Raw genomic sequence first — 20,802 nt, 5'->3', positions numbered from 1 at the left:
CCGGTGAGACTCGATGATGAAACTCCGAGGAAATCAGGATGTCAGATCAGGACGTGACGCCGAGGATGTTGGCGGCGCTGACGGCGACACCGTTCACCGTGAGCGAGGGCGTGGAGGTCGAGGTGTCGATGCCGGTCACCGTGCCGGTGACGGTCGTGTAGTTGAGCACCGAGTTGCCGGCGGAATCTGTCGCCGTCACCGAGATCGTGTACTGGCCGCCATCGGAGAGCTGATTGCCGCTGGAATCCTTGCCGTCCCAGGTGAAGCTGTTCGAGCCCGCATTTCCCGTTCCGGCGCCGGTGTAGACGACATTGCCGGAAGAGTCCGAGATGCTGATCGATACGTTCGAGGCCGCCGAGGACAGCGAGTAGCCGAAGGTCGCCGAGCCGTTACTCAGGGTCGACGTGTCGGTCTTCGCCTCGACGGTGTGGCCGATGTAGTTCACCGAGTTGAGCGTCACGAGGCTCGAGAACGAACTCGCCAGCGACGACATGTTGGAGTTGATCGACTGCTGCTGAGTGAAATTGGCGTAGGAGGTGAGCTGATTGATGAAGTCGGTGGTCGACGTCGCGTTCAGCGGATCCTGGTTCTGAAGCTCACTGACGAGCAGGCTGAGGAAGTCGCTGGAGGTCAGCGTCGAACTGGACGATGTGCTCGACGACGACGTCGTCGTGGTGGCTGTCGAGACGGAGCTCGTCGCGGAAACGGTCATCGGTCACTCCGGTTCTCGTGCGGCCGGCGGTGACGATGTCGGCGGGCGGCACGTGAAATCTGTGTGCTGATGAAACGCGTGGGCGCGTGGATTCAGGCGCGGATTCGCCCGCGCAAAAACAGCTTTCGACACGGCAAAATCTGCCGTGCGCGCGTTTAGAAGTGCGATGATGTCAGGTTGATTTAGCGGCGCGCTGCCGCTGCGTTCCCTCTCCCCGCAATCGGGGTGAGGTGAAAGAGACACAATTTGTCAGAAAGAGCCGCTCAGCTCTCCGCCGTCTCGCCTTCGGTGCGCGGCTCGGCAGTCTCGTCTTTCATTTTCGCTGCCGCAGCGACGATGCGGTCGGCGAGGCCTTTGGGCGCGCGGACCGGAGGTGCGGCGAGCGCATGGCGCAAGGCGCGCGCCTGTTCCAGCAGCGCTTGCGCGGTGGCCGATTGCGTCAGCAGCTCTTCGGCGGGCAAACGCCGGTCATCGGGCCAGAGCGAGAGATCCTCGCCCAGCCGATCGATCAGTTCCTCAAACTCGGTGACGTCCATCGCCCGCCGATTCCGCTTCGGTCAGGCCCGTCATAAAGCATTGCCGGCATGCCGAAAACCGGATTTCGGCGGACTGAAGCGCAAAAGCGTCCGCAGCACCACGGAAGCCGGCCGGAATTGAAGGTGGACGCCTCCCCTGCCCTCTGGATCGGGAAGCCGAGGCCTAGCCCGTGCGGACCGAACCGGTCGGTACGGCCTTGCCGCCCCGCACGGTCGCATCGACGGACTGCCAAGCCTCGCGCAGCTCGGCCAAAGCGGCAATGATCCGCTGAAAAGCTTGTCGGGCGTGCGGCCGGCCGTAGGCCTTCAGGCTCGCCAGGATGAGGGCGTTGTAGGTCTGGAACAGCCGCTCGGCGACCGCCCCGCCCTTGGCGAAATCGAGATTGTGGCTGAGGCCGCGGAGGATCGCGGTTGCCTTCATCACGTATTCGTGCCCTTCCTCGAAGCGGCGCGCCTCCTGGGCCGCGAGCGCCTTCTGGAGGAAGGTGATCGCGCCGCCGAGCAGCATCGACACCGCCTTGAGCGGCGGTACGGTGGTTGCCGTGCCCCGATAGGCCTGATTGGCCATGTACGCGGTTGGATTATGCATCATCAATTCACTCGATCCGATCAATCGCTCGACGAGCTGTTCAGCAATGCCTTGAGATATGTCAGCGTGCTGTTGGCGCTCTCGATCGCGGCCTGATATTTCGCGTATTGCGTCTCCAGCTGCGACTGCAGGGTCGACGCCGCGCTGTTGATGTCGTCGACCTTCTGCTGCAGCTCTTCATCGCGCGTCGTGAGGTTGGTGATCAGCGTTTGCAGCGCGCCAGTCGAGGACGAATAGTTCTTCGCGACCTGATAGAGCTGCGTCGCGATGCCCGAGGTCGATGTCACCGTGATCGACTGGGAGGTCGATCCGCCATAGGTGAAGGCCATGCCGGCATAGATCGAGCCGGAGGCGCCGATGATGGTGTTGCCGCTGACCGTGAACAGCGAGGAGTTGCCACTGACCGAGGCCGAGGTGAGGTTTCCATCGGAATCGACCGCCAGATCCAGGGTGAAGGATTGCGGCGATGTCCCGGTATTGATGACGCTGAGCTGGCTGGACGACGTCGTCGTCTGCGCCGACAGCAGTTTGGTCACGCCGCTGAGATTGGTGGTCAGGATGTCCGAAAGCGTGCTGGTGTCGAGCTCGAGCTCGTTGTTCTCGTTGAACGACAGACCGAGGTCGGCCATGGTCAGCCCGCCCACGGTGCTGTTCAGGGCATTTTGCAGCGCATCCATGATGTTGCGCATGGTTCCGTCGCCGAACAGGACCGCGCTCGACGCTGCCGTTCCGTCCGTCGCGGTCGCCTGCTGGGCGATGACCTCGTCGCGAAACGCGTTGTAGTTGGTGACGAAGGTCTCGATCGCCGAATTCGATCTGGCTGGTATCGGGCTCGATACTGATGTTCAGCGTCGTTCCGTCGGGCGTTGCCTGGAGCAGGCTGAAGGTGACCCCGCTCAGGACGTCGGAGATATCGTTGGTGTCGCGGGTCATCGCGATGCCGTCGAGCGTGAACTCCGCCGATTGCGCCTCCTGAAGCACGTCGGCGAAATACCCCGAACTGTCGGTCACGCCGAGCTCGTTCAGGATGTTGTCGCCCGACGTGCTGGAATAGGTGATGTCGGCGGCATCCTCCGTGCCCGTCAACACCATCTCGTATGAGCCGCTGGAGACCTGCACGATCGATGCCTGGACGTTGGTGGTCGAGGTCTGGGCATTGATGGCATCGACGACGTCCTGGAGCGACATCGTGCTGGTGACGGTAATGTCGGACGTAGCACCGCCTTCGAGACCGATCGAAAACGTGCCGGAATAGCCGAGCTCGTCGGTCTGGCTCGACTGCGAGGTGCCGATCACCTTCTGCGCGGTCGCGAGCTGGCTGATCGTCAGCGTGTGGTCGCCCGTCGCGGCACCGCTCTGAAGGGTCATCGAGAGCGCCGAGGAGGCGCTCACGTCTCCCGTCGAACCGATACTTGCCGCGCGTGTGGCGAATGCGCTGCTGGAAAGCGAGTTGACGACCGAGGTCGCCAGCGACGCCAGCCCCGAATACAGCGTCTTCAAATCGCTCTGGAGCGTCTGATACGCCGAGATCTTCGCCTCGTTGTTCGTGATCGAGGTCGAGATCGTCGTGGCCTGCGCGGTCTTGGCGTCGACGGCGGCCTGGATCAGCGCCGACCAGTCGATGCTGCTCGAATTGGTGGTCCCGCTCGTGGTGACCGAGACTGCCGAACTCGTGGAGCTTGTGCTGGTGCTGGAACTGACGGTGGTCACTTTGCGTGGCGGTCCCTGATAGAGGGCGGGCCGGCATCATGCCGGCCCGCCCTGGATTTCATCAGCCCAGCAGCTTGAGCAGGTACTGCGGCATCTGGTTCGCCGCGGCGAGCGCCGACACGGCAGCCTGCGTCTTCACTTCCGCTGAGGAGAGCTTGGATTGTTCGGCCGCGATGTCGACGTCCTTGATGGCCGAGTTCGCGGATTGCAGGTTCTGGGTCTGGGTCGAGATCGAGTCCGCGCTGAAGTTGAACCGCAACTCCTGGGCGCCGATGCTGGCGCGGGCCGCGGAGACCGTGTCGATCGCCGTATCCAGCGCGGTCAACGCCGAGGTCGCATCCGACAGCGTGCTGACGTCGAGCGAGGACACGCCGAGCGAAGAGGCCGTGAGGCTCGTGAGCGTGATCGTGATGGTGTCCGAGCCCGAGGAGCCGACCAGCACCGAAACGCCGGAGGCGAACACGCTCGAGCCATCGAGCAGGCTCTGGCTGGAGTAGCGAGTGCCGGAGGCGATCAAATCGATTTCGCTCGTGAGCTGCGTGAACTCCGAGTTGATATAGGCGCGGCTGGAGTTGGTCGTGGTTCCCGAAGCGGATTCGGAAGCCAGCGACTTCATGCGCGCCAGGATGTCGGAGATGTTCGAGGCGCCGCCATCCGCGGTCTGGAGGATCGCGGTGGCCTGCGAGGCGTTGGTCGCGGCCTGCTGCAAGGTGGTGACGTCCGAGGAGATGCGGGTGGAGATCGCAAGGCCGGCGGCATCGTCGGACGCGGACGTGATGCGCGAACCGCTCGACAGCTTCGAGAGCGAGCTGGTTTCCTGCGAGGAGTTGATGTTGAGGTAGCGGACCGCGGCATTGGCGGCGGTATTGGTGTTGATTGCGGGCATTGGAAGCTCCTGTGCTGATGGGCAAGCGTGCCGCATCGTTGAAATCGACTTACGACGACGCGGACCGCAGCCCCGTCCGTTCGCTCAAACGGCGGAGCGCAAAGAGATCAGGCGCGAAATTTTTCGCGAGGCGATTTTTATGGTTAGCAGTCGGTAAACGCGGTGCGGATGTCGCGCTCGTGCTTGCGCAGGAGCTGTCGGAGCTGCTGGCGGCCGCGCTTGAGCAGCAACTCCACCGCAGCCACCGTGGTGTCCATCACCTGGGCGATCTCGCCATTGCTCATGTTCTCGTGATACGACAGGATCACCGCGATGCGCTGCTGCTCGGGCAGGCGCTGCATCGCGAGCTCCAACATGTCATTCAGCTCGTTGCGCTCGATGATTTCGACGGCGCCGGGCTGGGCGTCGGCGACTTCCGGCACCGTCTCGACATTCTCGTTGCGCGGCTTGCGCCGGAGATCGATGCAGCGGTTGGAGATGACTCGGTAGAGCCAGGTCGAGAATTTGGCGCGGCCGTGCTGCCAGCGTCCGCGATGGCTCCAGATCTTGAGCATAGTGTCCTGCACCACGTCCTCGGCGTCCGCAGCGTTGCCGACGATGCGCAGCGCGATCGCGTAAGCGCGATCGATATGGCGCTCGACCAGCATGCGGAACGCGGCTTCGTCGCCGGCCGCTAGCCTATCCAGCAGTTCGCTGTCCTCGTCGAAGACGACATCGGCGGTATCAGGCGAGCTGTCAGGCGCGAGCGGCACCGACGGCGTCACCGGCATGACCGCATCGGCCGGCCCCGTGATCTCGGCCTCGGCGGGAGCCATGACATCAGCAGCGTAACTCATCCCGCAACCTCCAACCCGCAATGCCGGCGGCGCACATGCCACACGGCTTCCAGGCGTTGAACGCGGGGCCCAAACAATCCAGGCGGAGAATTTTTGTTGTTTTTCAAGATGTTAGCAGGTCACTTTTGCCGAGTATCGGGCAATAATTGCCGACTGTGCGCGAAGTGCGCGCGTCAATCCTGCAATCATCACATCGTCTCGCGCCATGGCGGATCATCCATCCTGAACAGATGTAGCGGTAAGAAAACGCTGACATTACGCGGCACTAGGTGATCGCACGCGACACGCGCGCAGCGCGTGAAGAAGCGATCGTTTCCGAGTGTGAATGAACGCGCGACGACTTCTGCACTCGGCAATTTTTTCCAAATCACCTTTTTCGAACCTAGCGATTTTTTTGAATCTGTCAGTCGCGACGAGCGCGATTTTGAATCGCGCGTGAATTTTTTTCGCATTCGTAGCGCCTGACTCCACGCATGCGCACGTTAATCGTGTTGGTGGACGGGGAATTGCAGCATGAAGTTAGCGACGGCCGGCGCAGAGCGCCGTGCGCAAATTGTTTCTGCTTGGTCATTCGATGTTTTCGATACGTTTCTGCTGCGCGCCTGCACGACGCCGGATGGCGTATTTGAAAGGACTTACGAGCTTTTGGACATTTCAAGATCTCGTCCGAATGTTTCCACGAGTTTCGTTCAGCATCGAATCCAGGCCGAATCGCGCGCGCGCCGAACGGCGAAGGAGAAGCGCGGTGCTAGCGAAGTGCACATCGCCGAGATCTATTCCTATTTTCCGTTCAGGCTGTTCGGCCTTTCACGCGGCGACCTGAACGATCTGGTCGAGGCCGAGTTCGCCGCCGAACTCGAGCTCTGCCGCGCCAATCCCGACATGATCAGGCAATATCTGGACATGAAGCGCGCCGGCAATCACGTCGGATTCATCTCCGACACGTATTGGGATTCCGAGCGGCTGGGCCATTTGCTGCGGGCTTGCCGTCCCGAACTGACATGGGACTTCCTCTATGCGTCCTGCGACCATGGCAGCAGCAAGAGCGAAACACTGTTCGCCACATATCTCTCCGAGCAGGGTATCGACGCCGCCTCCTCCTTCCATGTCGGCGACAACGACAAGGCCGACATCAAGGGCGCCAAGCGCCACGGCATCCACCCCCGCTATTATCCGCAGGCGACCGCGCAATTGGCTTCGAAGTTTCAGCGCGAGACGGCACTGTTCGAGCTGCTGTGCACGGGCGCGCCATCGCGGCTCGATCACGGCGCGCGGACGCTGCGGCGCGTGGTCGCCGGCCGCAGTGTCGAGAGGTCCCCAGCCTTCCATCTGGGTCTGACCGTTCTAGGCCCCGTGATGGCGGCATTCGACGCTTTCGTGGCGCGACGCTGCGAAGACCTTGCGGGCAACGGCCGGCAGGTCGCGCTCGGCTTTCTCGGCCGCGACGGCTTCCTGTCGCACCGGATCTGGCAGGATCTGCATGGCGGGACGGCTTCCTATCTCGAGATGAACCGCCGAGTCAGTCTGATCGCGTCGGCCGACACGATGCAGCCGCTGGTCGATCTTCTCGGCAAGGTCTTCAAGATCGACGCGCCGACCTTCCACGACATGCTCAAGATCATGCCGCCGAAGGTGGCAGCGTTCTTCGCCGGCTGTCCCGGTGGCATCGCCTCCGGCGAAGAGCTCGCCGAGGCGCTTCCCGGACTGATGGATCCGGCCGAGATCGTCGGGCTCGGCGCGGGCCTGCGCGCCCGGCTGCTCGCCTATCTCCGCCATGCCATCCCCGGCTTCGACGATTGCACCGATCTCGTCCTCGCCGATCTCGGCTATTCCGGCAGCGTGCAAAAGGCGCTGCGCCGCGTCTTCGACCTGGAAGGCATCAAGATCCGCCTCCACGGCGCCTATCTGATGTCGCTCGACGACGCCTTCGACGATCTCACTGAGGAGGACAGCGCGGCCGGCTTCATCTCCGATCTCGTGGTCACGCCGCACGTCAAACGCATGTTGATCCGCAACGTCGCGTTGCTGGAGCAGGCCTGCTGCGCCGCCGACGGCTCGGTGCGCGACTACGACGGCGGCGCGGTGCTGCGCGAGATCAATCCACGTCCCGCCGAGCAGGTGGCGCTCGCCGCGGAGATCCAGGCCGGCGCGCTGGCTTTCGCGGCGAGTGCAGGCGAGATCGCGCGCAACTACCGCCTCGATCCTCACGCTGCACCCGACGTCGCCGCGCGCTGGTGCGCGGCGACGCTGGCACGGCTCCTGCTGCTGCCCGACGATGACGAGCTGGCGCTGCTCGGCACGTTGAAGCACGACGTCAATCTCGGCACCCATGCGCTCGCGCCGTTGCTCGACAGGCAATTCGTGCGCGACCAGATCACCGCCCGCGGCCTCTCGGCCGCCTGCACCGCGGCTGCGCCGCCGATGTGGCTCGCCGGCAGCTTTGCCGCCCTGTCACCGTCCTACGGCTATCTCTATGTGCTGTTCGGTGCCAACCGCCTGCCCGCAGACGTCTTCGAGGAAAGGCCCTGCGAGCGGGTTCAGGTCGGCCTGTTCCGTGCCGACGGGAGTGCAACGATGGAGCGCGTGACCATCCATCGCAACGGGGTCGGCGAGCTGCGCCTGCGCGTTCCCTTGGCCCGCACCATGGCAATCGCCGTGATCGCGCTGCCGCTGGCAAAATTCGCGCCCGAGGGTCTTCTTCATGGCGTGACCGTGCAGCACGGCGACGACGTTCGCGATGCGGCCGGCAGCCAGGAGGTGATCGGCATTGCGGCCGACGTCCTGGTCTATGCCGGCGTGCAGCAGAACGGCGGCCACTACCGCACTGACACCGAGGACGGCTGCCTGCTGATCCCGGTCCTCCCGATGACGCAGGAGATCGCGATCTATTCCATTGCGATCACATCGCTCGGCGCCAGCCCGAAATAGTCCGCCTGATCGCGCCGCCCCAACCGTTGAAGTCCAAGGGCTTACGAGGGGGCACGGAATTGACGGACGAGACACGCGCGAATCTTGATCGGCTGCTGCAATCCGGCGGCATCCGGCTCGGCCGGCCCCAGCGCGACCGGCTTGCCTGGCTCGTCGGCCAGTACGGTGCGCCGACGCTCGATGGCGTCCCGGACGGGCGCAACGGCGTCATCATCCTCGAGGAGCCTCCGAGCGGCGCGGCAGCCGAGCTGCTCTACCGCGCGCTCAATCCCGCCTGCGCCGTCGTCATTCCCCGAAGCGAGAATCCCGGCTTTGATTTCCTCAAGTCCAAGCTGACCGAATTCGGCACCGTCGGCCCCTGCGGCGCGGACGGCCCGCACGAGATGTGGTGGGGCGGCATCGGCTGGTCGAAATTCCTCGTCACGGCCGACGCCTGCACGCTCCGGCCGCGGATCATCTCCTGCTATCCGCGCGGCAGCGACGAGGCGGCGCCCCTACGCCTCCGCCAATCGGTCGAACGCCTGCACCTCGATTGCCATATCGAGCCGGTCGAGACGGAGTTCGATGACCGCATCCTCTGCTTCGAGAAGGCGGAGTTCATTGTGCGGATGTGGAACAAATATCGCGAGCCGCTGCTGTACGTCGACGCCGAGGCGGCCTTGCGCGAAGCGCCGCTGCTGCCCTCCTTCCTCGGCTGCGACGTGGCGCTCCACAAGTGGAATCGGTGGGAGATGTCGGCGCGCACGCTCTATCTCGGCCGCTCCGCCGATGCGGAGCGGCTGCTTCGCACATGGCAACAGCTTGCCGCCTCCTATCCCGCGATCTGGGAGGGCTATCTGTTGGACCAGGCCTGGAGCCTGACGTCGTCACAGGTGCCGCTCGACACCGTATGGCTGCCGCGGTCCTATCACGCGCTGAACGGCGACCTCAGTGCGATGCGGGCCACGATCCTGCACGACCAGCAGACGACGACACTCGAGCTCGGCCCCGATCCCGGCTTTGCAGGCATCGTGCGCACGGCCCGCCGCGCCGGCCGCACCGGCGCGCGTGACGCCTTCATGGTCATGACCTCGAAACCCGAAGCCGGCAACGGCATCGCCGTGATCCTGCGCGACATTTCCACCAGCGATGCCGGCGCGGTGGCCGCCACCGTTGAGGCTGTGACGGGCGCTTATGCCGCCGATTGCGGCGGCTACGGCCGGCTGGAGCTGTCGCTCTGCGCCTGGCAGGAGGACGTCGGCGCCGTACGCGAAGCCGCTGGCTTGGCCCGTTACCGCATCCTGGAGATCGCGCCGGGACAGCGCATCGCCAACGATTTCTTCGCCACCTGTGCTTCCGACGACGCGGTCACGACCGCACGCCACCTCTTCCCCTGAGGAACATCCCAGATGCTCAAGACCATCATCCTTCTCACCGACACCGTTCAGCAGCAGCAGCCGCTGGCCAATCTGCTCCGCGAACACAATCGCGAGCTCGCCTTCTGCTCGGCGCTCCGCGCATCCGACCTCGACGCGATCGACCCGGACATGCTTAGCGAAGCCCGCCTGGTCTCCTTTGCCGCCGACGCCGCCATCTCTGAAAAATTCCTGCTTCAGCTCGGCTATGGCGCCTACAAATTCTACGCCGCGGCGACGCAATATCCGGGCCTGCCACCCGCGCCCGACGAGAGCGACGAGGATCCACGCTGCTACTCCGTGATCGCGCAGTCGATGACGATCTGGCCGGATTTCAAGAAGGTCGTCGGCCTGGAAACCGTGACCATCCCCGATGGCACGGTTCCTGCCGAGCGCGAGCGGCTGGTGTTCTCCCGCCTCGCCCATCTGTTCTGGCAGATGTCGGGCATGATCGCCGGCGAGGCGGCGGATCTGCCTGGGATCATCGGGTCCGGCGAGAGCCAGCGCCCGACGCTTGCGATGATGAATTGAGTTATCTCGCGAAGCCGCGCAGCTGCATCGATAGCCGTCAGCATGGATCGATCAGCGAGGTTTCTCCGAGACATCGCAGATCCTGCCGGACAATCCGCAGATCAATAGGACTTGGCGAGGCCAAGCACTTTTTCTGCGATGAAGCTGAGCGCAAGCTGCGGGCTGACCGGCGCGATGCGCGGGATCAGGATCTCGCGCAGGTACCGCTCGACGTGGAATTCCTTGGCGTAACCAAAGCCGCCATGGGTCATCACCGCCTGCTCGCAAGCCGAGAAACCGGCTTCGCCGGCGAGATACTTTGCCGCATTGGCGGCGGCGCCGCAGGGCATGCCCTTGTCGTATTGCCAGGCCGCCGACATCACCATCAGCCAGGCCGCCTCGAGCTCGACCCAGTTCACCGCCAGCGGATGCTGGATGCCCTGGTTCTTGCCGATCGGGCGGTTGAACACCACGCGCGTCTTGGCGTACTCGGTCGCGCGCGACAGCGCGAGCTTGCCGAGGCCCACGGCTTCCGCGGCGATCAAGATGCGCTCGGGGTTCATGCCTTCGAGGATGTACTGGAAGCCTTTGCCTTCCTCGCCGATCCGATCCTCCATCGGAATTTCAAAGTCCTCGAAGAACAGCTCGTTGGAATCGACGATCTTGCGGCCCATCTTCTCGATCTCGTGGACCTTGATCGTGTTGCGGTCGAAATCGGTGTAGAACAGGCTGAGGCCGTGGGTCGGCGAGCGTACCTCTTCCAGCGGCGTGGTGCGCGCCAGCAGCAGGATCTTGTGCGCGACCTGCGCGGTCGAGATCCACACCTTCTGGCCGTTGACGATGTAGCGGTCGTTCTTGGCGACCGCGCGGGTCTTGAGCTGGGTGGTGTTGAGGCCGGTGTTGGGCTCGGTGACGGCGAAGCACGCCTTCTCGCGGCCCTCGACCATCGGCGGCAGCATGCGCTTGCGCTGCTCCTCGGTGCCGAATACGACGACGGGATTGAGCCCGAACACGTTGATGTGCACCGCGGACGCCCCGGACATGCCGGCACCGGATTCGGCGATCGTGCGCATCATGATCGCGGCTTCCGTGATTCCGAGCCCGGAGCCGCCATACTCCTCCGGCACGCAGATGCCGAGCCAGCCGGCATCGGCCAGCGCCTTGTGGAAGTCGTGCGGGAAGCCGCCGTCGTGGTCCTTCTTCAGCCAATAGGCATCGGGGAAGCCTTCGCAGATCTTGGCGATGGCGTCGCGAATGGCTTCCTGCTGATCGGTGAGCGCGAAATCCATGTTCTTGATCTCCTTATTGGGAGCAGCGGCGACTCACGGGCCCGATCTTGAGGCGAGTTGGAAAATGACCGTGGCAGCCGCGACCGCGCGCAATCTCTCTTCTCTTCGCGTGACCCACCCAAAAGGCCATGGCCGATTGCTGCGCCGGACGTTCCCTCGGTTGCGTTCTTTAGCTGGAAAAACTGAATACAGATACGTGAATTTGTCTGCCAACTGTGTGTACCATGCATAGGGTCATGCGGCGCGACTGTGCGAGCGCGCTGTTATTTCGCAGGGAGGGAAACCGCGATGGCCGGACTTTATTACGAGGATTTTTCCGTGGGCCAGGAGTTCAGGCATCCGCTGACCCGGACCGTCACGGAGATGGACAACACCATGTTCAGCCTGCTCACGCTCAATCCGCAGCCGCTGCACATCGACGCGCATTTCTCCGAAAAGACCGAATTCGGCCAGCGCATTTTCAACAGCCTTTACACCCTCGGCATCATGATCGGCATGACGGTCTATGATACGACCCTGGGGACTACCGTTGCCAATCTCGGCATGATCGACGTCACTTTTCCAAAGCCTGTCTTCCATGGCGATACGTTACGGGCAACGACGAAGGTGCTTTCGTTGCGGGAATCGAAATCGCGCCCCAGGGCGGGCATCGTCGAGTTCGAGCACCACGCTCTTAACCAGAACGACGAGGTCGTCGGCAAATGCCGGCGCATGGCGATGATGCACAAGAGGCCAGTCTGATGCGTTCGATGCTGTTCGTGCCGGGCGATTCCCCGCGCAAATTCGAGAAGGCGAGCGAAGGCAAGGCCAACGCGCTGATCATCGATCTCGAGGACTCCGTCGTCATCGAGAAGAAGGACGAAGCGCGCGGGTTGACGCTGGCGATGCTGAAGAGCTCTCGCGGCCCGCATCAGCTCTACGTCCGCGTCAACGCGCTCGACACCGGCATGACGCTCGCCGATCTCGCCGCCGTGATGCCGGGCAAACCCGACGGCATCGTGCTGCCGAAATCGCAAGGCGGCGACGACGTACGGCAGGTGGCGACCTGGCTCGAAGCGTTCGAGGCGGCGTCTGGCATCACGATCGGCACGACGCGTATCGTCTGCGTCGCGACGGAGACCGCGGGCTCGATCTTCGGCCTCGGCAGCTACAAGGGATGCTCCCCGCGCCTCGCCGGCCTGATGTGGGGCGCGGAAGACCTCTCGGCCTCGCTCGGCGCCACCGAGAAAGCCTCGGGCGGCGTGTTCCACAGCCCCTATCGGCTCGCGCGCGATCTCTGCCTGATGGCGGCGGCGGCGGCCGAGGTCGCGCCGATCGACACCGTCTATACCGACATTGACAACCTCGCCGGCCTCGAGCAGAAGACGCGCGCGGCACGGCGCGACGGTTTTTCGGCCAAGGCGCTGATCCATCCCAAGCATGTCGATGTCGTCAACGCGGCCTTCGAGCCGACCGACTCCGAACGCAGATGGGCTACGAGGGTGATCGCCGCGTTCGCGAGCAATCCCAATTCCGGCACGCTGCGGCTCGACGGCCAGATGATCGACAAGCCGCATCTTCGCGCCGCGAAGAAGATCCTCGGCCAAGTCTAGATCAGGACGCGGGCCTCGCCATGATCGTTCGCCAAGCCGCGCTGATTGCGCGGACTATCGATCGGCCTCAGTCGAATCCCTGAACGGGCGGCGTCGAGGTTTGCGGCGGCACGGCGGGCGCGGCTTGAACCGGCGGGGTCGGATTGCCGGCAGTTCTCATCTGGCCGTTGGCAGCCATCGCCTCGCGCGCGGGCGGTGGGACGCGGGTCGCGGCCGCGCGACGCGGCGGCTGGCGGTGCCTTGCCGACTGCGAACCTCTCATGCCCCAGGATCGGGCGATCGAAGGTCCAGCCGTGTAGCCGACCAAAGCTCCGGCGACGGCTCCGACCGGGCCCAGCACGACCGCACCGGACAAGGCGCCGAGCGCTGCATCGCCTGCGCGCTCCTGCGCAACTGCGCTCGCGGGCACGCAAGCCAGCATTGCAATAGCGGTGATCAGAGCCTTGTTCATCGGAGTGCCTCCCTCGCGGGAGATCACTCCTGCTCAAATATGGCCGTACGAAGTTCGCTTGCCGGCCAACAAAGGGCAACCACCCATGGAACTCGGCGCTCGCACCGCTTGCGCCGTCAACCGGGGTTCCACGCTGGCCACTCAGCGCAACTGCTACGCGATCTTGATCGACATGTCCGGCAGGCCCTCGAGCTTGCACACGAGCACGTCGCCCTTCACCACCGGGCCGACATTCTCCGGCGTGCCGGAATAGATGATGTCGCCGGCCTTGAGCTCGAACGCTTCCGACAGCTTTGCGATCTGCTCGGCCACGCTCCAGATCATCTTGCTGAGATCGGAGTTCTGCCGGACGGTGCCGTTCACCGCCAGCGAGATGGCACCCTTCTCGAAATGGCCGGTCTTGCTTGCCGGATGAATCGGACCGAGCACGGCAGCATGATCAAAGCTCTTGCCGATCTCCCAGGGCTTCTTCTCCGTGGCCATGCCGTTCTGGAGATCGCGCCGGGTCATGTCGAGACCGAGCGCATAGCCGTAGACATGGTCGAGCGCCTTCTCGACGGGAATGTTGGTGCCGCCGGATTTCAGCGCCGCGACCAGCTCGACCTCATGATGATAGTTCTTGGTCAGCGACGGATAGGGATGATCGGCGACCTCGCCGATCGCGACGTTCTGGATCGCGTCGGTCGGCTTCTGGAAGAAGAACGGCGGCTCGCGGTTCGGATCCGAGCCGCGCTCGATCGCGTGCGCCGCGTAATTGCGCCCGATGCAGTAGATGCGGCGGATCTGGAAGACTTGGGTCTCGCCGACGATCGGGATCGTCACCATCGGCACCGGGAAGATCGGCTTGGGCCCGGCTTGCGCGGCGGCCGGTGCGACGTCCGCCATGGTGGCCGCGGTCGCGACCGCGGCGGTTGCGAGCAGATCGCGTCGCGTGGGTGAGGTCCTCTTCATCTCAGGTGCTCCCTTCGCCTTCTTGGGCGGCGTCATGCGCGCCGATCTGGCTGATAATCGATATTTGGTATGCCAGCAACACTGATCGGCGCGGCGACTGGATCACCGCGCGGACCAAACCTGCGCCACATCGACCTTTGGCCGGGCCGAGCAGCACGAGCGCCAGAACGGTGTGCGCGAGCATCATGCTGCTCGCCGCTCCGCGGCGGCCCAGGGCCGCCGCAGCCGCCTCGGGACGCCGCCGCCGCGCGGCGGGTCGTCATTGTCATTGTCGCCGTCGAGCCGGCGCAACGCCGTCAGAATATCGGCGAGTCGGACGGTCTGGCTCGTGCCCGGCATCTCGCGCAGAGCGGGACAGGATTCGACCGCGTATATGTCGGACGCCCAGGACGAGAGGATGATCCGTTTCTCCGGTGTGGAGAGCTCCTCAGCATTCAGGACGTCGGCAGGTGAGTCGTAATGGGCAGCGGGATGAAACAGCGGGTTGAGAGTGCCGGCATTGGTATTCACGTTGGTCATCGGTCGTGCCTCCCCTCATGCTCCTTTCCAAGGGACGGGTTTGTTGATGATGGACGGCGGCGCCCACCGCCGCCGCCCGTGGTTGCTAATGCGTATTGATTGCGATGCGCTTGACGCCTTCGCGTGCCTTCTCCGACTTCGGCAGCGATACGGTCAGGACTCCGTCCTTAAACGATGCCTCTGCCTTGTCTTCATCGACGTCCTCAAGCGGAATCTGCCGCTCGAAGGCGCCGTAGTAGCGCTCGGTGAAGTATTTGCCTTCGTGCTTGCGCTCATCCTTCTTCTCGCCGCGGATCGTCAGGACGCCCCTGGCGATTTCGATCTGGACGTCCTTCTCCGTCATCCCGGGCAGCTCCGCCGAGATCGTCAGCGTCTTGTCGGTGTCGCTGAGCTCGATCTTCGGCCAGCCGAAGCGCCCCTCCATGAGCGGCGACAGGCCGGGTCCGCCGAAGCCCCGGAACACATCGTCGAACAGACGGTTCATCTCGCGATGCAGCGTCATGAACGGATCGTAGTTGCCGCGCGCCTGCACAAGCTCCTGGTTTCTCGACCAGGGAATAAGATCGCGAATAGCCATGGTATTCTCCTTCATTCAACGGTCTCGGGAGCGCGGAGGCCACATGCCGTCCGCGCTCCAAGACAACGCTTTGGACGAGCCTAAGCTGCTTTCTGCTGCTCGATCTGCGACGTAGGAGATGTGCAGCTCGCGATCTCGATCCGGCGCGGCTTCATCGCCTCCGGAACCTCGCGGACGAGGTCGATGATCAGGAGCCCGTCCTGGAACGAGGCCTGCTTCACCTGAACATAGTCGGCGAGATTGAACACGCGCCTGAAGGGGCGGGCGGCAATGCCCTGGTACAGGTATTCGCGCGCAGCAGTCTCGGGCTTCTTGCCCTCGATGGTGAGCGCGTTCTGTTCGGCCGTCACCGCGATGTCATTAACGCCGAACCCCGCCACGGCAAGGCTGATCCGGTAGTGGTCTTCACCGGAACGCTCGATGTTGTAGGGGGATAGTTGTCCTCGGTCGCCTGGCGCAGCGTGCTGTCGACGAGGTCGGCCAGGTGGTCGAAGCCGATGGTGGAGCGCCACAAAGGCGCGAAATCAAAATTGGTCCTCATAACCAAGTCCTCCAAAGAGCAAGATGGATACGAAGGAGCGCAAGGCGGGGATTTCAGACAGGTCCGAAAAGACCAGCCCGGCGCCCGTACCGGACCCGATTCTGGCATCCGGCACACCGCTCTCGCGGCGAAAAACGACTTAGAAAAACGGATATCGATTTCAAGGGGGCTGCCAGAAATTTTTTCGTCCTACCCGCGTTGATCGTCGGCTGTCGGGCTCGTCCCTGCAGGCCCTCGCAACGGGTTCTCCAGGCGCCCCGGCGCGGGTGCCCGGAAGCTCTCGGCGGCGACGGCGACGTAAAAGGAAGATAGAAATGTCGATTTAGGCAAGGGCCAGGGGGTGCCCCTTATGCATGTGGACCCGCAGCGGGCATGAAGAAACACGATGCATGATCGACAAGGCTCCCGAACGCGCCGGACTGCTTGCGCAGCAGCAGGGGCGATGACGATTGCGCTGCTCGCGGCCGCAACGTTGTGCGCCGCGCGCGCCGACGACAGCACCTTCGCGGCAGCGCAGTTGAAGGCGGTCGCGACGATCGATACGCGCTTTCAGTCCTACAACATCGAGATGGTGGAGGTGACCGGCGGACGATTCTGGAAGCCCTATCCGCGAACGGCACGAGGCTTCGACCAGCGGGATCGTTACAGCGCAAGACCGCCGATCGATCTGGCCAATGCACGCCTGCGCCTGCTCGCCGCCGCCTTGTCGCCGGCCTATCTGCGCGTCAGCGGAACCTGGGCCAATGCGACGTTCTTTGCCGACGCGCCGGGAAAGCCGCCGCCGGGATTCAACTCCGTGCTCAGCCGTGCGCAGTGGCGCGGCGTCGTCGAGTTCGCGCGCGCGGTCGATGCGGAGATCGTCACCTCTTTTGCGATCAGTCCCGGCAGCCGCGATACCGATGGCCTGTGGAAACCGGACCAGGCGCAGCAGCTGGTCGACACCACACACGCGCTGGGCGGCCGCATCGCCGCCGCCGAATTCATGAACGAGCCGACGCTCGCAGCGACCAACGGTGCACCGGCCGGCTATGACGCGGCCGCCTATGGCCGCGACTTCAAGATCTTCCGCGACTGGATGCGGCGCGCCGCGCCGGAGACGCTGATCCTCGGCCCAGGCTCGACCGGCGACGCACCATCGCCATCCGGCGCGGCCATCACAACGCGCGACCTGCTCGCCGCATCCGGACCCGGCGTCGATCGCTTCTCCTATCATCACTACAACACGATCTCGCCACGCTGCGGCGGGCACGATGATCCGGCGCAGGCGCTCTCGGAGGAATGGCTGGCGCGCACGGATGCGACACTCAAGACCTACCAAGCCCTGCGCGATGCCTTCGAGCCGGGCAAGCCGATCTGGCTGACCGAGACGGCTGATGCGGCCTGCGGCGGCAGCCGATGGGACCAGACCTTTCTCGACACCTTCCGCTATCTCGACCAGCTCGGACGCCTGGCGAAGGCCGGCGTCCAGGTGGTGATGCACAATACGCTGGCCGCCAGCGATTACGGCCTGCTCGACGAAGCAACGTTCCGGCCGCGGCCGAGTTACTGGGCTGCGCTGCTCTGGCGCGGGCTGATGGGAACGATCGTGCTCGACGCAGGCAGGGCCGCTTCGTCCGATCTTCATCTCTACGCGCATTGCCACCCGGCCATGGCGGGCGCGGTGTCGCTGCTCGCCATCAACGCCTCGCGCAGCGCAACGCACCCGCTGACGCTCTCGGATTCTGCCGAGCGGTACACACTGCACGCGGTGCGGCTCCAAGGCCCGACCGTGCAGTTGAACGGCAAGACGCTCACGCTGACTGCCGATGGCATGCTGCCCAGGCTCGAGGCGCAGGCAACGCCGGCGGGAGCAATCCGGCTTGCGCCAGCGACCATCACCTTCCTGGTGATTCCGAACGCGGCAAATCCCGCCTGCTTGCCGCGACGCTCAGAACTTCAGTGACTCGCGCGCCGTCTCTGGTGCCATCAGCGTTGCGATGATCGTGATGATCGACAGCGCGATGATGTAGACCGACACCGCCCAGTACGAGCCGGCCCATGCCAGCAGCGCGGCCGCAATCAACGGCGAGAAGCCGCCGCTCAATGCCGCCGCGACGTTGGCGCCGAGCGAGGCGCCGCTGTAGCGCACCTGGGTGCGGAACAGTTCCGGCATGAACGCGGCCTTCGGCCCGAACAGCAGCGCATGGGTCAGCGTCATGGTGACGACGAGCGCGAGCGTGATCAGCGCCGGCTCCCTGGTGTCGAGGAACCAGAACAGCGGGAACGCCAGCGCCACCGAGAACACGCCGCCGGCGAGATACAGCGCCTTGCGGCCGAAGAGGTCGGAGAGCCATCCCGCGAGCGGCAGCGTCGCGAACTCGACGATGGCGGCACAGACGACCGCCTCCAGGATCACCTGCCGCGGCAGTCCGAGCTTCGTCGTGGCATAGACCACGGTGAAGACGGTGAGGAGATAAGCGAGCCCGACCTCCGACACCGTGATGCCGATCGCCAGCAGAAAGCTGCGCCAGTCGCGGCGCAGCACCTCGAGGACCGGCTGCGCCAGCACCTCCTTGCGCTCGACCACCTCCTTGAAATGCGGCGTCTCCGCGAGCTTGAGCCGCACGATGAAGCCGATACCGACGAGCAGAATGCTGATCAGGAACGGCACGCGCCAGCCCCAGCTGAGGAAGTCGGCCTCGGGCAGCTTCGTCATCAGGCCGAAGATACCGGTCGAGGCGGCGACGCCAACGGGAAAGCCGACCTGAACCAGGCTGCCGTAAAAGCCGCGGCGATTGCCGGCATGCTCGATCACCATCACCACCGCGCCGCTCCATTCGCCCCCGAGCCCGATGCCCTGGACGAAGCGCAGGCCGACGAGCAGGATCGGCGCCCAGACGCCGATCTGGCTGTAGGTCGGCAGGCAGCCGATCAGGAAGGTGCCGAGCCCCATCGCGATCATCGTCGCGACCAGCATGGTCTTGCGGCCGAGCCGGTCGCCGTAGTGCCCGATGATCGCGCCGCCGATCGGCCGCGCCACGAAGCCGACCGCATAGGTCGAGAACGCCGCGAGCGTGCCGACGAAAGGATCGAAGCTCGGGAAGAACAGCTTGTTGAAGACGAGCGCCGCGGCGGTGCCGTAGATCAAGAAGTCGTACCATTCGATCGCGGTGCCGAGCGCGCTCGCCCACACCACATGCGCCGTCGTCGATTTCTCCGCCGAAGCGGAGAGCCCCGTTGCTGCCGGCATACCCTGCCCCAAAGATCCCGGGTGGCATCATGGCCAATCAGGCTGACCGTTGCAACCTGCGGGATGTTCGCTCTCACAGGACTGCGCGAGACTTGTGCACTCTGCTCCCACACCCGTCATTGCGAGGAGCCCTTGCGACGAAGCAATCCAGACTGTCTCCGCGGAAACATTCTGGATTGCTTCGCTTCGCTCGCAATGATGATGCCGAAGCAGCCGCGCCCCCTATCGGCTCTCATCCAATTATTCACTATTGACAAACTCATTCGTCAATATCTAATTTATCGCAGAATAGCCCGCCGCACCAAGCGGCCGATAAGAGAGGGAACCACGATGAAAGGGCTTCTGGCCTGCGCCATGCTCGCGGCCATGACTTCAGCTGCCATGACCACAGTGGCCACCGCGCAAGTCTCCGACAACGTGGTGCGGATCGGCGTGCTGACGGATCTATCGAGCTGGGGCCGCGACAACAGCGGGCCGGGCTCGGTCGAAGCGGCGAAGATGGCGGTGGAGGAATTCGGCCCGACCGTGCTCGGCAAGCCGATCGAGATCATCAGCGCCGACCACCAGATGAAGACCGATGTCGGCGTGCAGATCGTGCGCGGCTGGTTCGACAACGGCAAGGTCGACGCCGTCGTCGACATTCCCAATTCCGGCATCGCGATCGCCGTCCACAACATGGTGCGCGAGCGGGGCAAGATCGCCCTGCTCTCGGGCCCCGGCGCGAGCTCGCTGACCGACGAGCTGTGCAGCCCCAATACCGTGCATTTCACCTACGACACCTATGCGCTATCGAAGGTGACGGCCTCCGCCGTGATCAAGGAGGGCGGCAAATCCTGGTACTTCATCACCGCCGACTACGCCTTCGGCCAGCAGCTCGAGAGGGACGCAACCCGCTTCGATCAACGAGATGGGCGGCAAGGTGCTCGGCGGCGTCAAGCATCCGACCAACACCGCCGATTTCTCCTCCTTCGCGCTCCAGGCCCAGAGCTCGAAATCCGATGTGGTCGCCTTCGCGAATGCCGGCCAGGACACCGACAACGCCATCGAGCAGTCGGGCGAGTTCGGCCTCGTGCAGGGCGGCCAGAAGCTGGTCGGCCTGTTGATGTTCGACACCGACGTGCACGCGATCGGCCTCAAGGCCGCGCAGGGCACCTACATGACCACAGCCTCCTACTGGGCCATGGACGAGGCGACCCGCGCCTGGTCGAAGAAATTCTACGAACGCACCAAGGTGATGCCGACCATGATCCAGACCGGCGTCTACGGTTCGGTGCTGCGATTATCTCAAGGCCATCAAGGCCGCCGGAACCGACGAGTCCGCCAAGGTGATGGCCAAGATGCGCGAGCTGCCGATCGAGGATACATTCGTCCATCGGCGGCAAGTTGCGCGAGGACGGCCGCGTCATCCGCGACATGTATCTCGCCAAGGTGAAAAAGCCCGAGCAGTCCAAGGAACCGTGGGACTATCTGGACATCGTCAAGACCGTGAAGGGCGAGGACGCCTTCCGCCCGGTCTCCGAGTCCAAATGTCCGCTCTTGAAGAAGTGAGGCC

General features: G+C 64.1%; 19 protein-coding genes and 3 pseudogenes. 8 read left to right on the top strand and 14 right to left on the bottom strand.

What is annotated here, in order from left to right:
- Nucleotides 1–46: 46 nt before the first annotated feature.
- The 4 genes and pseudogenes from ACSKB8_RS19525 to fliD form a co-directional block, all read right to left on the bottom strand.
- On the bottom strand, nucleotides 47–712 hold the full coding sequence (locus tag ACSKB8_RS19525) for a flagellar hook assembly protein FlgD (RefSeq protein WP_438105762.1): 666 nt from the start codon (nucleotides 710–712) through the stop codon (nucleotides 47–49).
- Between the two features lie 263 nt (nucleotides 713–975).
- Nucleotides 976–1,248 (bottom strand): hypothetical protein, encoded by a 273-nt coding sequence (locus tag ACSKB8_RS19520; protein WP_438105761.1) that lies wholly within the window; start codon nucleotides 1,246–1,248, stop codon nucleotides 976–978.
- A gap of 163 nt (nucleotides 1,249–1,411) precedes the next feature.
- Complete coding sequence (gene fliS, locus ACSKB8_RS19515; protein WP_438105759.1) at nucleotides 1,412–1,840, bottom strand: flagellar export chaperone FliS; 429 nt, start codon at nucleotides 1,838–1,840, stop codon at nucleotides 1,412–1,414.
- Nucleotides 1,841–1,857: 17 nt separating this feature from the next.
- Nucleotides 1,858–3,460: pseudogene (gene fliD / locus ACSKB8_RS19510) on the bottom strand (flagellar filament capping protein FliD).
- On the opposite strand from fliD, the gene ACSKB8_RS19505 reads away from it, so the two are divergent.
- Entirely contained in the window at nucleotides 3,378–3,566 is a 189-nt protein-coding gene (locus tag ACSKB8_RS19505) for a hypothetical protein (RefSeq protein ID WP_438110898.1), read from the top strand. The pseudogene fliD and the gene ACSKB8_RS19505 sit on opposite strands and share 83 nt — an antisense overlap.
- Nucleotides 3,567–3,608: 42 nt before the next feature.
- Here the strand turns inward: ACSKB8_RS19505 and ACSKB8_RS19500 are convergent, their stop codons facing one another.
- Both ACSKB8_RS19500 and ACSKB8_RS19495 read right to left on the bottom strand, forming a co-directional pair.
- On the bottom strand, nucleotides 3,609–4,433 hold the full coding sequence (locus ACSKB8_RS19500; protein WP_438105757.1) for a flagellin: 825 nt from the start codon (nucleotides 4,431–4,433) through the stop codon (nucleotides 3,609–3,611).
- 143 nt (nucleotides 4,434–4,576) lie between these two features.
- Nucleotides 4,577–5,269, bottom strand: coding sequence for an RNA polymerase sigma factor (locus ACSKB8_RS19495; RefSeq protein WP_438105755.1), 693 nt, complete (start codon nucleotides 5,267–5,269; stop codon nucleotides 4,577–4,579).
- Between the two features lie 513 nt (nucleotides 5,270–5,782).
- Between ACSKB8_RS19495 and ACSKB8_RS19490 the strand changes: the two genes are divergently transcribed.
- From ACSKB8_RS19490 to ACSKB8_RS19480, 3 genes are read left to right on the top strand one after another with little or no spacing between them, the layout of a single operon-like run.
- Nucleotides 5,783–8,197 carry a hypothetical protein gene (locus ACSKB8_RS19490; RefSeq protein WP_438105754.1) on the top strand — a complete coding sequence of 805 codons (2,415 nt, stop codon included), beginning with the start codon at nucleotides 5,783–5,785 and terminating at the stop codon, nucleotides 8,195–8,197.
- A gap of 59 nt (nucleotides 8,198–8,256) precedes the next feature.
- A complete protein-coding gene (locus tag ACSKB8_RS19485) occupies nucleotides 8,257–9,573 on the top strand; it encodes a hypothetical protein (protein WP_438105752.1) in 1,317 nt (438 codons plus the stop codon).
- A gap of 12 nt (nucleotides 9,574–9,585) precedes the next feature.
- Complete coding sequence (locus tag ACSKB8_RS19480) at nucleotides 9,586–10,122, top strand: hypothetical protein (RefSeq protein WP_438105750.1); 537 nt, start codon at nucleotides 9,586–9,588, stop codon at nucleotides 10,120–10,122.
- 101 nt (nucleotides 10,123–10,223) lie between these two features.
- Here ACSKB8_RS19480 and ACSKB8_RS19475 read toward each other — a convergent pair whose 3' ends face one another.
- Nucleotides 10,224–11,390 (bottom strand): acyl-CoA dehydrogenase family protein, encoded by a 1,167-nt coding sequence (locus ACSKB8_RS19475; RefSeq protein ID WP_438105748.1) that lies wholly within the window; start codon nucleotides 11,388–11,390, stop codon nucleotides 10,224–10,226.
- 288 nt (nucleotides 11,391–11,678) lie between these two features.
- Between ACSKB8_RS19475 and ACSKB8_RS19470 the strand changes: the two genes are divergently transcribed.
- On the top strand, nucleotides 11,679–12,131 hold the full coding sequence (locus tag ACSKB8_RS19470; RefSeq protein ID WP_438105746.1) for a MaoC family dehydratase: 453 nt from the start codon (nucleotides 11,679–11,681) through the stop codon (nucleotides 12,129–12,131).
- Nucleotides 12,131–12,982 (top strand): HpcH/HpaI aldolase/citrate lyase family protein, encoded by an 852-nt coding sequence (locus tag ACSKB8_RS19465; RefSeq protein ID WP_438105745.1) that lies wholly within the window; start codon nucleotides 12,131–12,133, stop codon nucleotides 12,980–12,982. The genes ACSKB8_RS19470 and ACSKB8_RS19465 overlap by 1 nt, the downstream gene beginning before the upstream one ends.
- A 67-nt stretch (nucleotides 12,983–13,049) precedes the next feature.
- Here ACSKB8_RS19465 and ACSKB8_RS19460 read toward each other — a convergent pair whose 3' ends face one another.
- The 6 genes and pseudogenes from ACSKB8_RS19460 to ACSKB8_RS19435 all read right to left on the bottom strand — a co-directional run bounded on the left by ACSKB8_RS19460 (nucleotide 13,050) and on the right by ACSKB8_RS19435 (nucleotide 16,021).
- Nucleotides 13,050–13,433 (bottom strand): hypothetical protein, encoded by a 384-nt coding sequence (locus ACSKB8_RS19460; protein ID WP_438105743.1) that lies wholly within the window; start codon nucleotides 13,431–13,433, stop codon nucleotides 13,050–13,052.
- Between the two features lie 153 nt (nucleotides 13,434–13,586).
- On the bottom strand, nucleotides 13,587–14,384 hold the full coding sequence (locus ACSKB8_RS19455) for a fumarylacetoacetate hydrolase family protein (protein WP_438105741.1): 798 nt from the start codon (nucleotides 14,382–14,384) through the stop codon (nucleotides 13,587–13,589).
- 1 nt (nucleotide 14,385) lies between these two features.
- Nucleotides 14,386–14,571: a hypothetical protein gene (locus ACSKB8_RS19450; protein WP_438105740.1), complete on the bottom strand. Its 186-nt coding sequence runs from the start codon at nucleotides 14,569–14,571 to the stop codon at nucleotides 14,386–14,388.
- Complete coding sequence (locus ACSKB8_RS19445; protein WP_438105738.1) at nucleotides 14,568–14,903, bottom strand: hypothetical protein; 336 nt, start codon at nucleotides 14,901–14,903, stop codon at nucleotides 14,568–14,570. Before ACSKB8_RS19445 ends, ACSKB8_RS19450 begins: the two co-directional genes overlap by 4 nt.
- 85 nt (nucleotides 14,904–14,988) lie before the next feature.
- On the bottom strand, nucleotides 14,989–15,480 hold the full coding sequence (locus ACSKB8_RS19440; RefSeq protein ID WP_438105736.1) for an Hsp20/alpha crystallin family protein: 492 nt from the start codon (nucleotides 15,478–15,480) through the stop codon (nucleotides 14,989–14,991).
- An 80-nt stretch (nucleotides 15,481–15,560) separates the two neighbouring features.
- Nucleotides 15,561–16,021 (bottom strand): annotated as a pseudogene (locus ACSKB8_RS19435) (Hsp20 family protein).
- Nucleotides 16,022–16,463: 442 nt separating this feature from the next.
- Between ACSKB8_RS19435 and ACSKB8_RS19430 the strand changes: the two are divergent.
- A complete protein-coding gene (locus ACSKB8_RS19430; RefSeq protein WP_438105735.1) occupies nucleotides 16,464–17,963 on the top strand; it encodes a hypothetical protein in 1,500 nt (499 codons plus the stop codon).
- On the opposite strand, the gene ACSKB8_RS19425 is transcribed toward ACSKB8_RS19430, so the two are convergent.
- A complete protein-coding gene (locus tag ACSKB8_RS19425) occupies nucleotides 17,949–19,250 on the bottom strand; it encodes an MFS transporter (RefSeq protein ID WP_438105733.1) in 1,302 nt (433 codons plus the stop codon). The two genes, ACSKB8_RS19430 and ACSKB8_RS19425, sit on opposite strands and share 15 nt — an antisense overlap.
- Before the next feature lie 330 nt (nucleotides 19,251–19,580).
- Between ACSKB8_RS19425 and ACSKB8_RS19420 the strand changes: the two are divergent.
- A pseudogene (locus ACSKB8_RS19420) lies at nucleotides 19,581–20,798 on the top strand (ABC transporter substrate-binding protein).
- Nucleotides 20,799–20,802: the final 4 nt, after the last annotated feature.

It is taken from the genome of Bradyrhizobium sp. BR 1432 (genome assembly GCF_051547705.1).
Classification (GTDB): Bacteria; Pseudomonadota; Alphaproteobacteria; order Rhizobiales; family Xanthobacteraceae; genus Bradyrhizobium; species Bradyrhizobium zhanjiangense.
Note: the sequence above shows the minus strand (reverse complement) of the source record. Positions and strands in the feature narration are given on the sequence as shown.

Bases quoted from the DNA above. Each gene is read 5' to 3' on its own strand.
- ACSKB8_RS19460 (WP_438105743.1), bottom strand. From the start codon at position 13,433: ATGAACAAGGCTCTGATCACCGCTATTGCAATGCTGGCTTGCGTGCCC.
- ACSKB8_RS19475 (WP_438105748.1), bottom strand. From the start codon at position 11,390: ATGGATTTCGCGCTCACCGATCAGCAGGAAGCCATTCGCGACGCCATC.
- ACSKB8_RS19525 (WP_438105762.1), bottom strand. From the start codon at position 712: ATGACCGTTTCCGCGACGAGCTCCGTCTCGACAGCCACCACGACGACG.
- ACSKB8_RS19445 (WP_438105738.1), bottom strand. From the start codon at position 14,903: ATGACCAACGTGAATACCAATGCCGGCACTCTCAACCCGCTGTTTCAT.
- ACSKB8_RS19500 (WP_438105757.1), bottom strand. From the start codon at position 4,433: ATGCCCGCAATCAACACCAATACCGCCGCCAATGCCGCGGTCCGCTAC.
- ACSKB8_RS19520 (WP_438105761.1), bottom strand. From the start codon at position 1,248: ATGGACGTCACCGAGTTTGAGGAACTGATCGATCGGCTGGGCGAGGAT.
- ACSKB8_RS19425 (WP_438105733.1), bottom strand. From the start codon at position 19,250: ATGCCGGCAGCAACGGGGCTCTCCGCTTCGGCGGAGAAATCGACGACG.
- ACSKB8_RS19490 (WP_438105754.1), top strand. From the start codon at position 5,783: ATGAAGTTAGCGACGGCCGGCGCAGAGCGCCGTGCGCAAATTGTTTCT.
- ACSKB8_RS19430 (WP_438105735.1), top strand. From the start codon at position 16,464: ATGACGATTGCGCTGCTCGCGGCCGCAACGTTGTGCGCCGCGCGCGCC.
- ACSKB8_RS19450 (WP_438105740.1), bottom strand. From the start codon at position 14,571: ATGATGCTCGCGCACACCGTTCTGGCGCTCGTGCTGCTCGGCCCGGCC.
- ACSKB8_RS19455 (WP_438105741.1), bottom strand. From the start codon at position 14,384: ATGAAGAGGACCTCACCCACGCGACGCGATCTGCTCGCAACCGCCGCG.
- ACSKB8_RS19465 (WP_438105745.1), top strand. From the start codon at position 12,131: ATGCGTTCGATGCTGTTCGTGCCGGGCGATTCCCCGCGCAAATTCGAG.
- fliS (WP_438105759.1), bottom strand. From the start codon at position 1,840: ATGATGCATAATCCAACCGCGTACATGGCCAATCAGGCCTATCGGGGC.
- ACSKB8_RS19470 (WP_438105746.1), top strand. From the start codon at position 11,679: ATGGCCGGACTTTATTACGAGGATTTTTCCGTGGGCCAGGAGTTCAGG.
- ACSKB8_RS19440 (WP_438105736.1), bottom strand. From the start codon at position 15,480: ATGGCTATTCGCGATCTTATTCCCTGGTCGAGAAACCAGGAGCTTGTG.
- ACSKB8_RS19495 (WP_438105755.1), bottom strand. From the start codon at position 5,269: ATGAGTTACGCTGCTGATGTCATGGCTCCCGCCGAGGCCGAGATCACG.
- ACSKB8_RS19480 (WP_438105750.1), top strand. From the start codon at position 9,586: ATGCTCAAGACCATCATCCTTCTCACCGACACCGTTCAGCAGCAGCAG.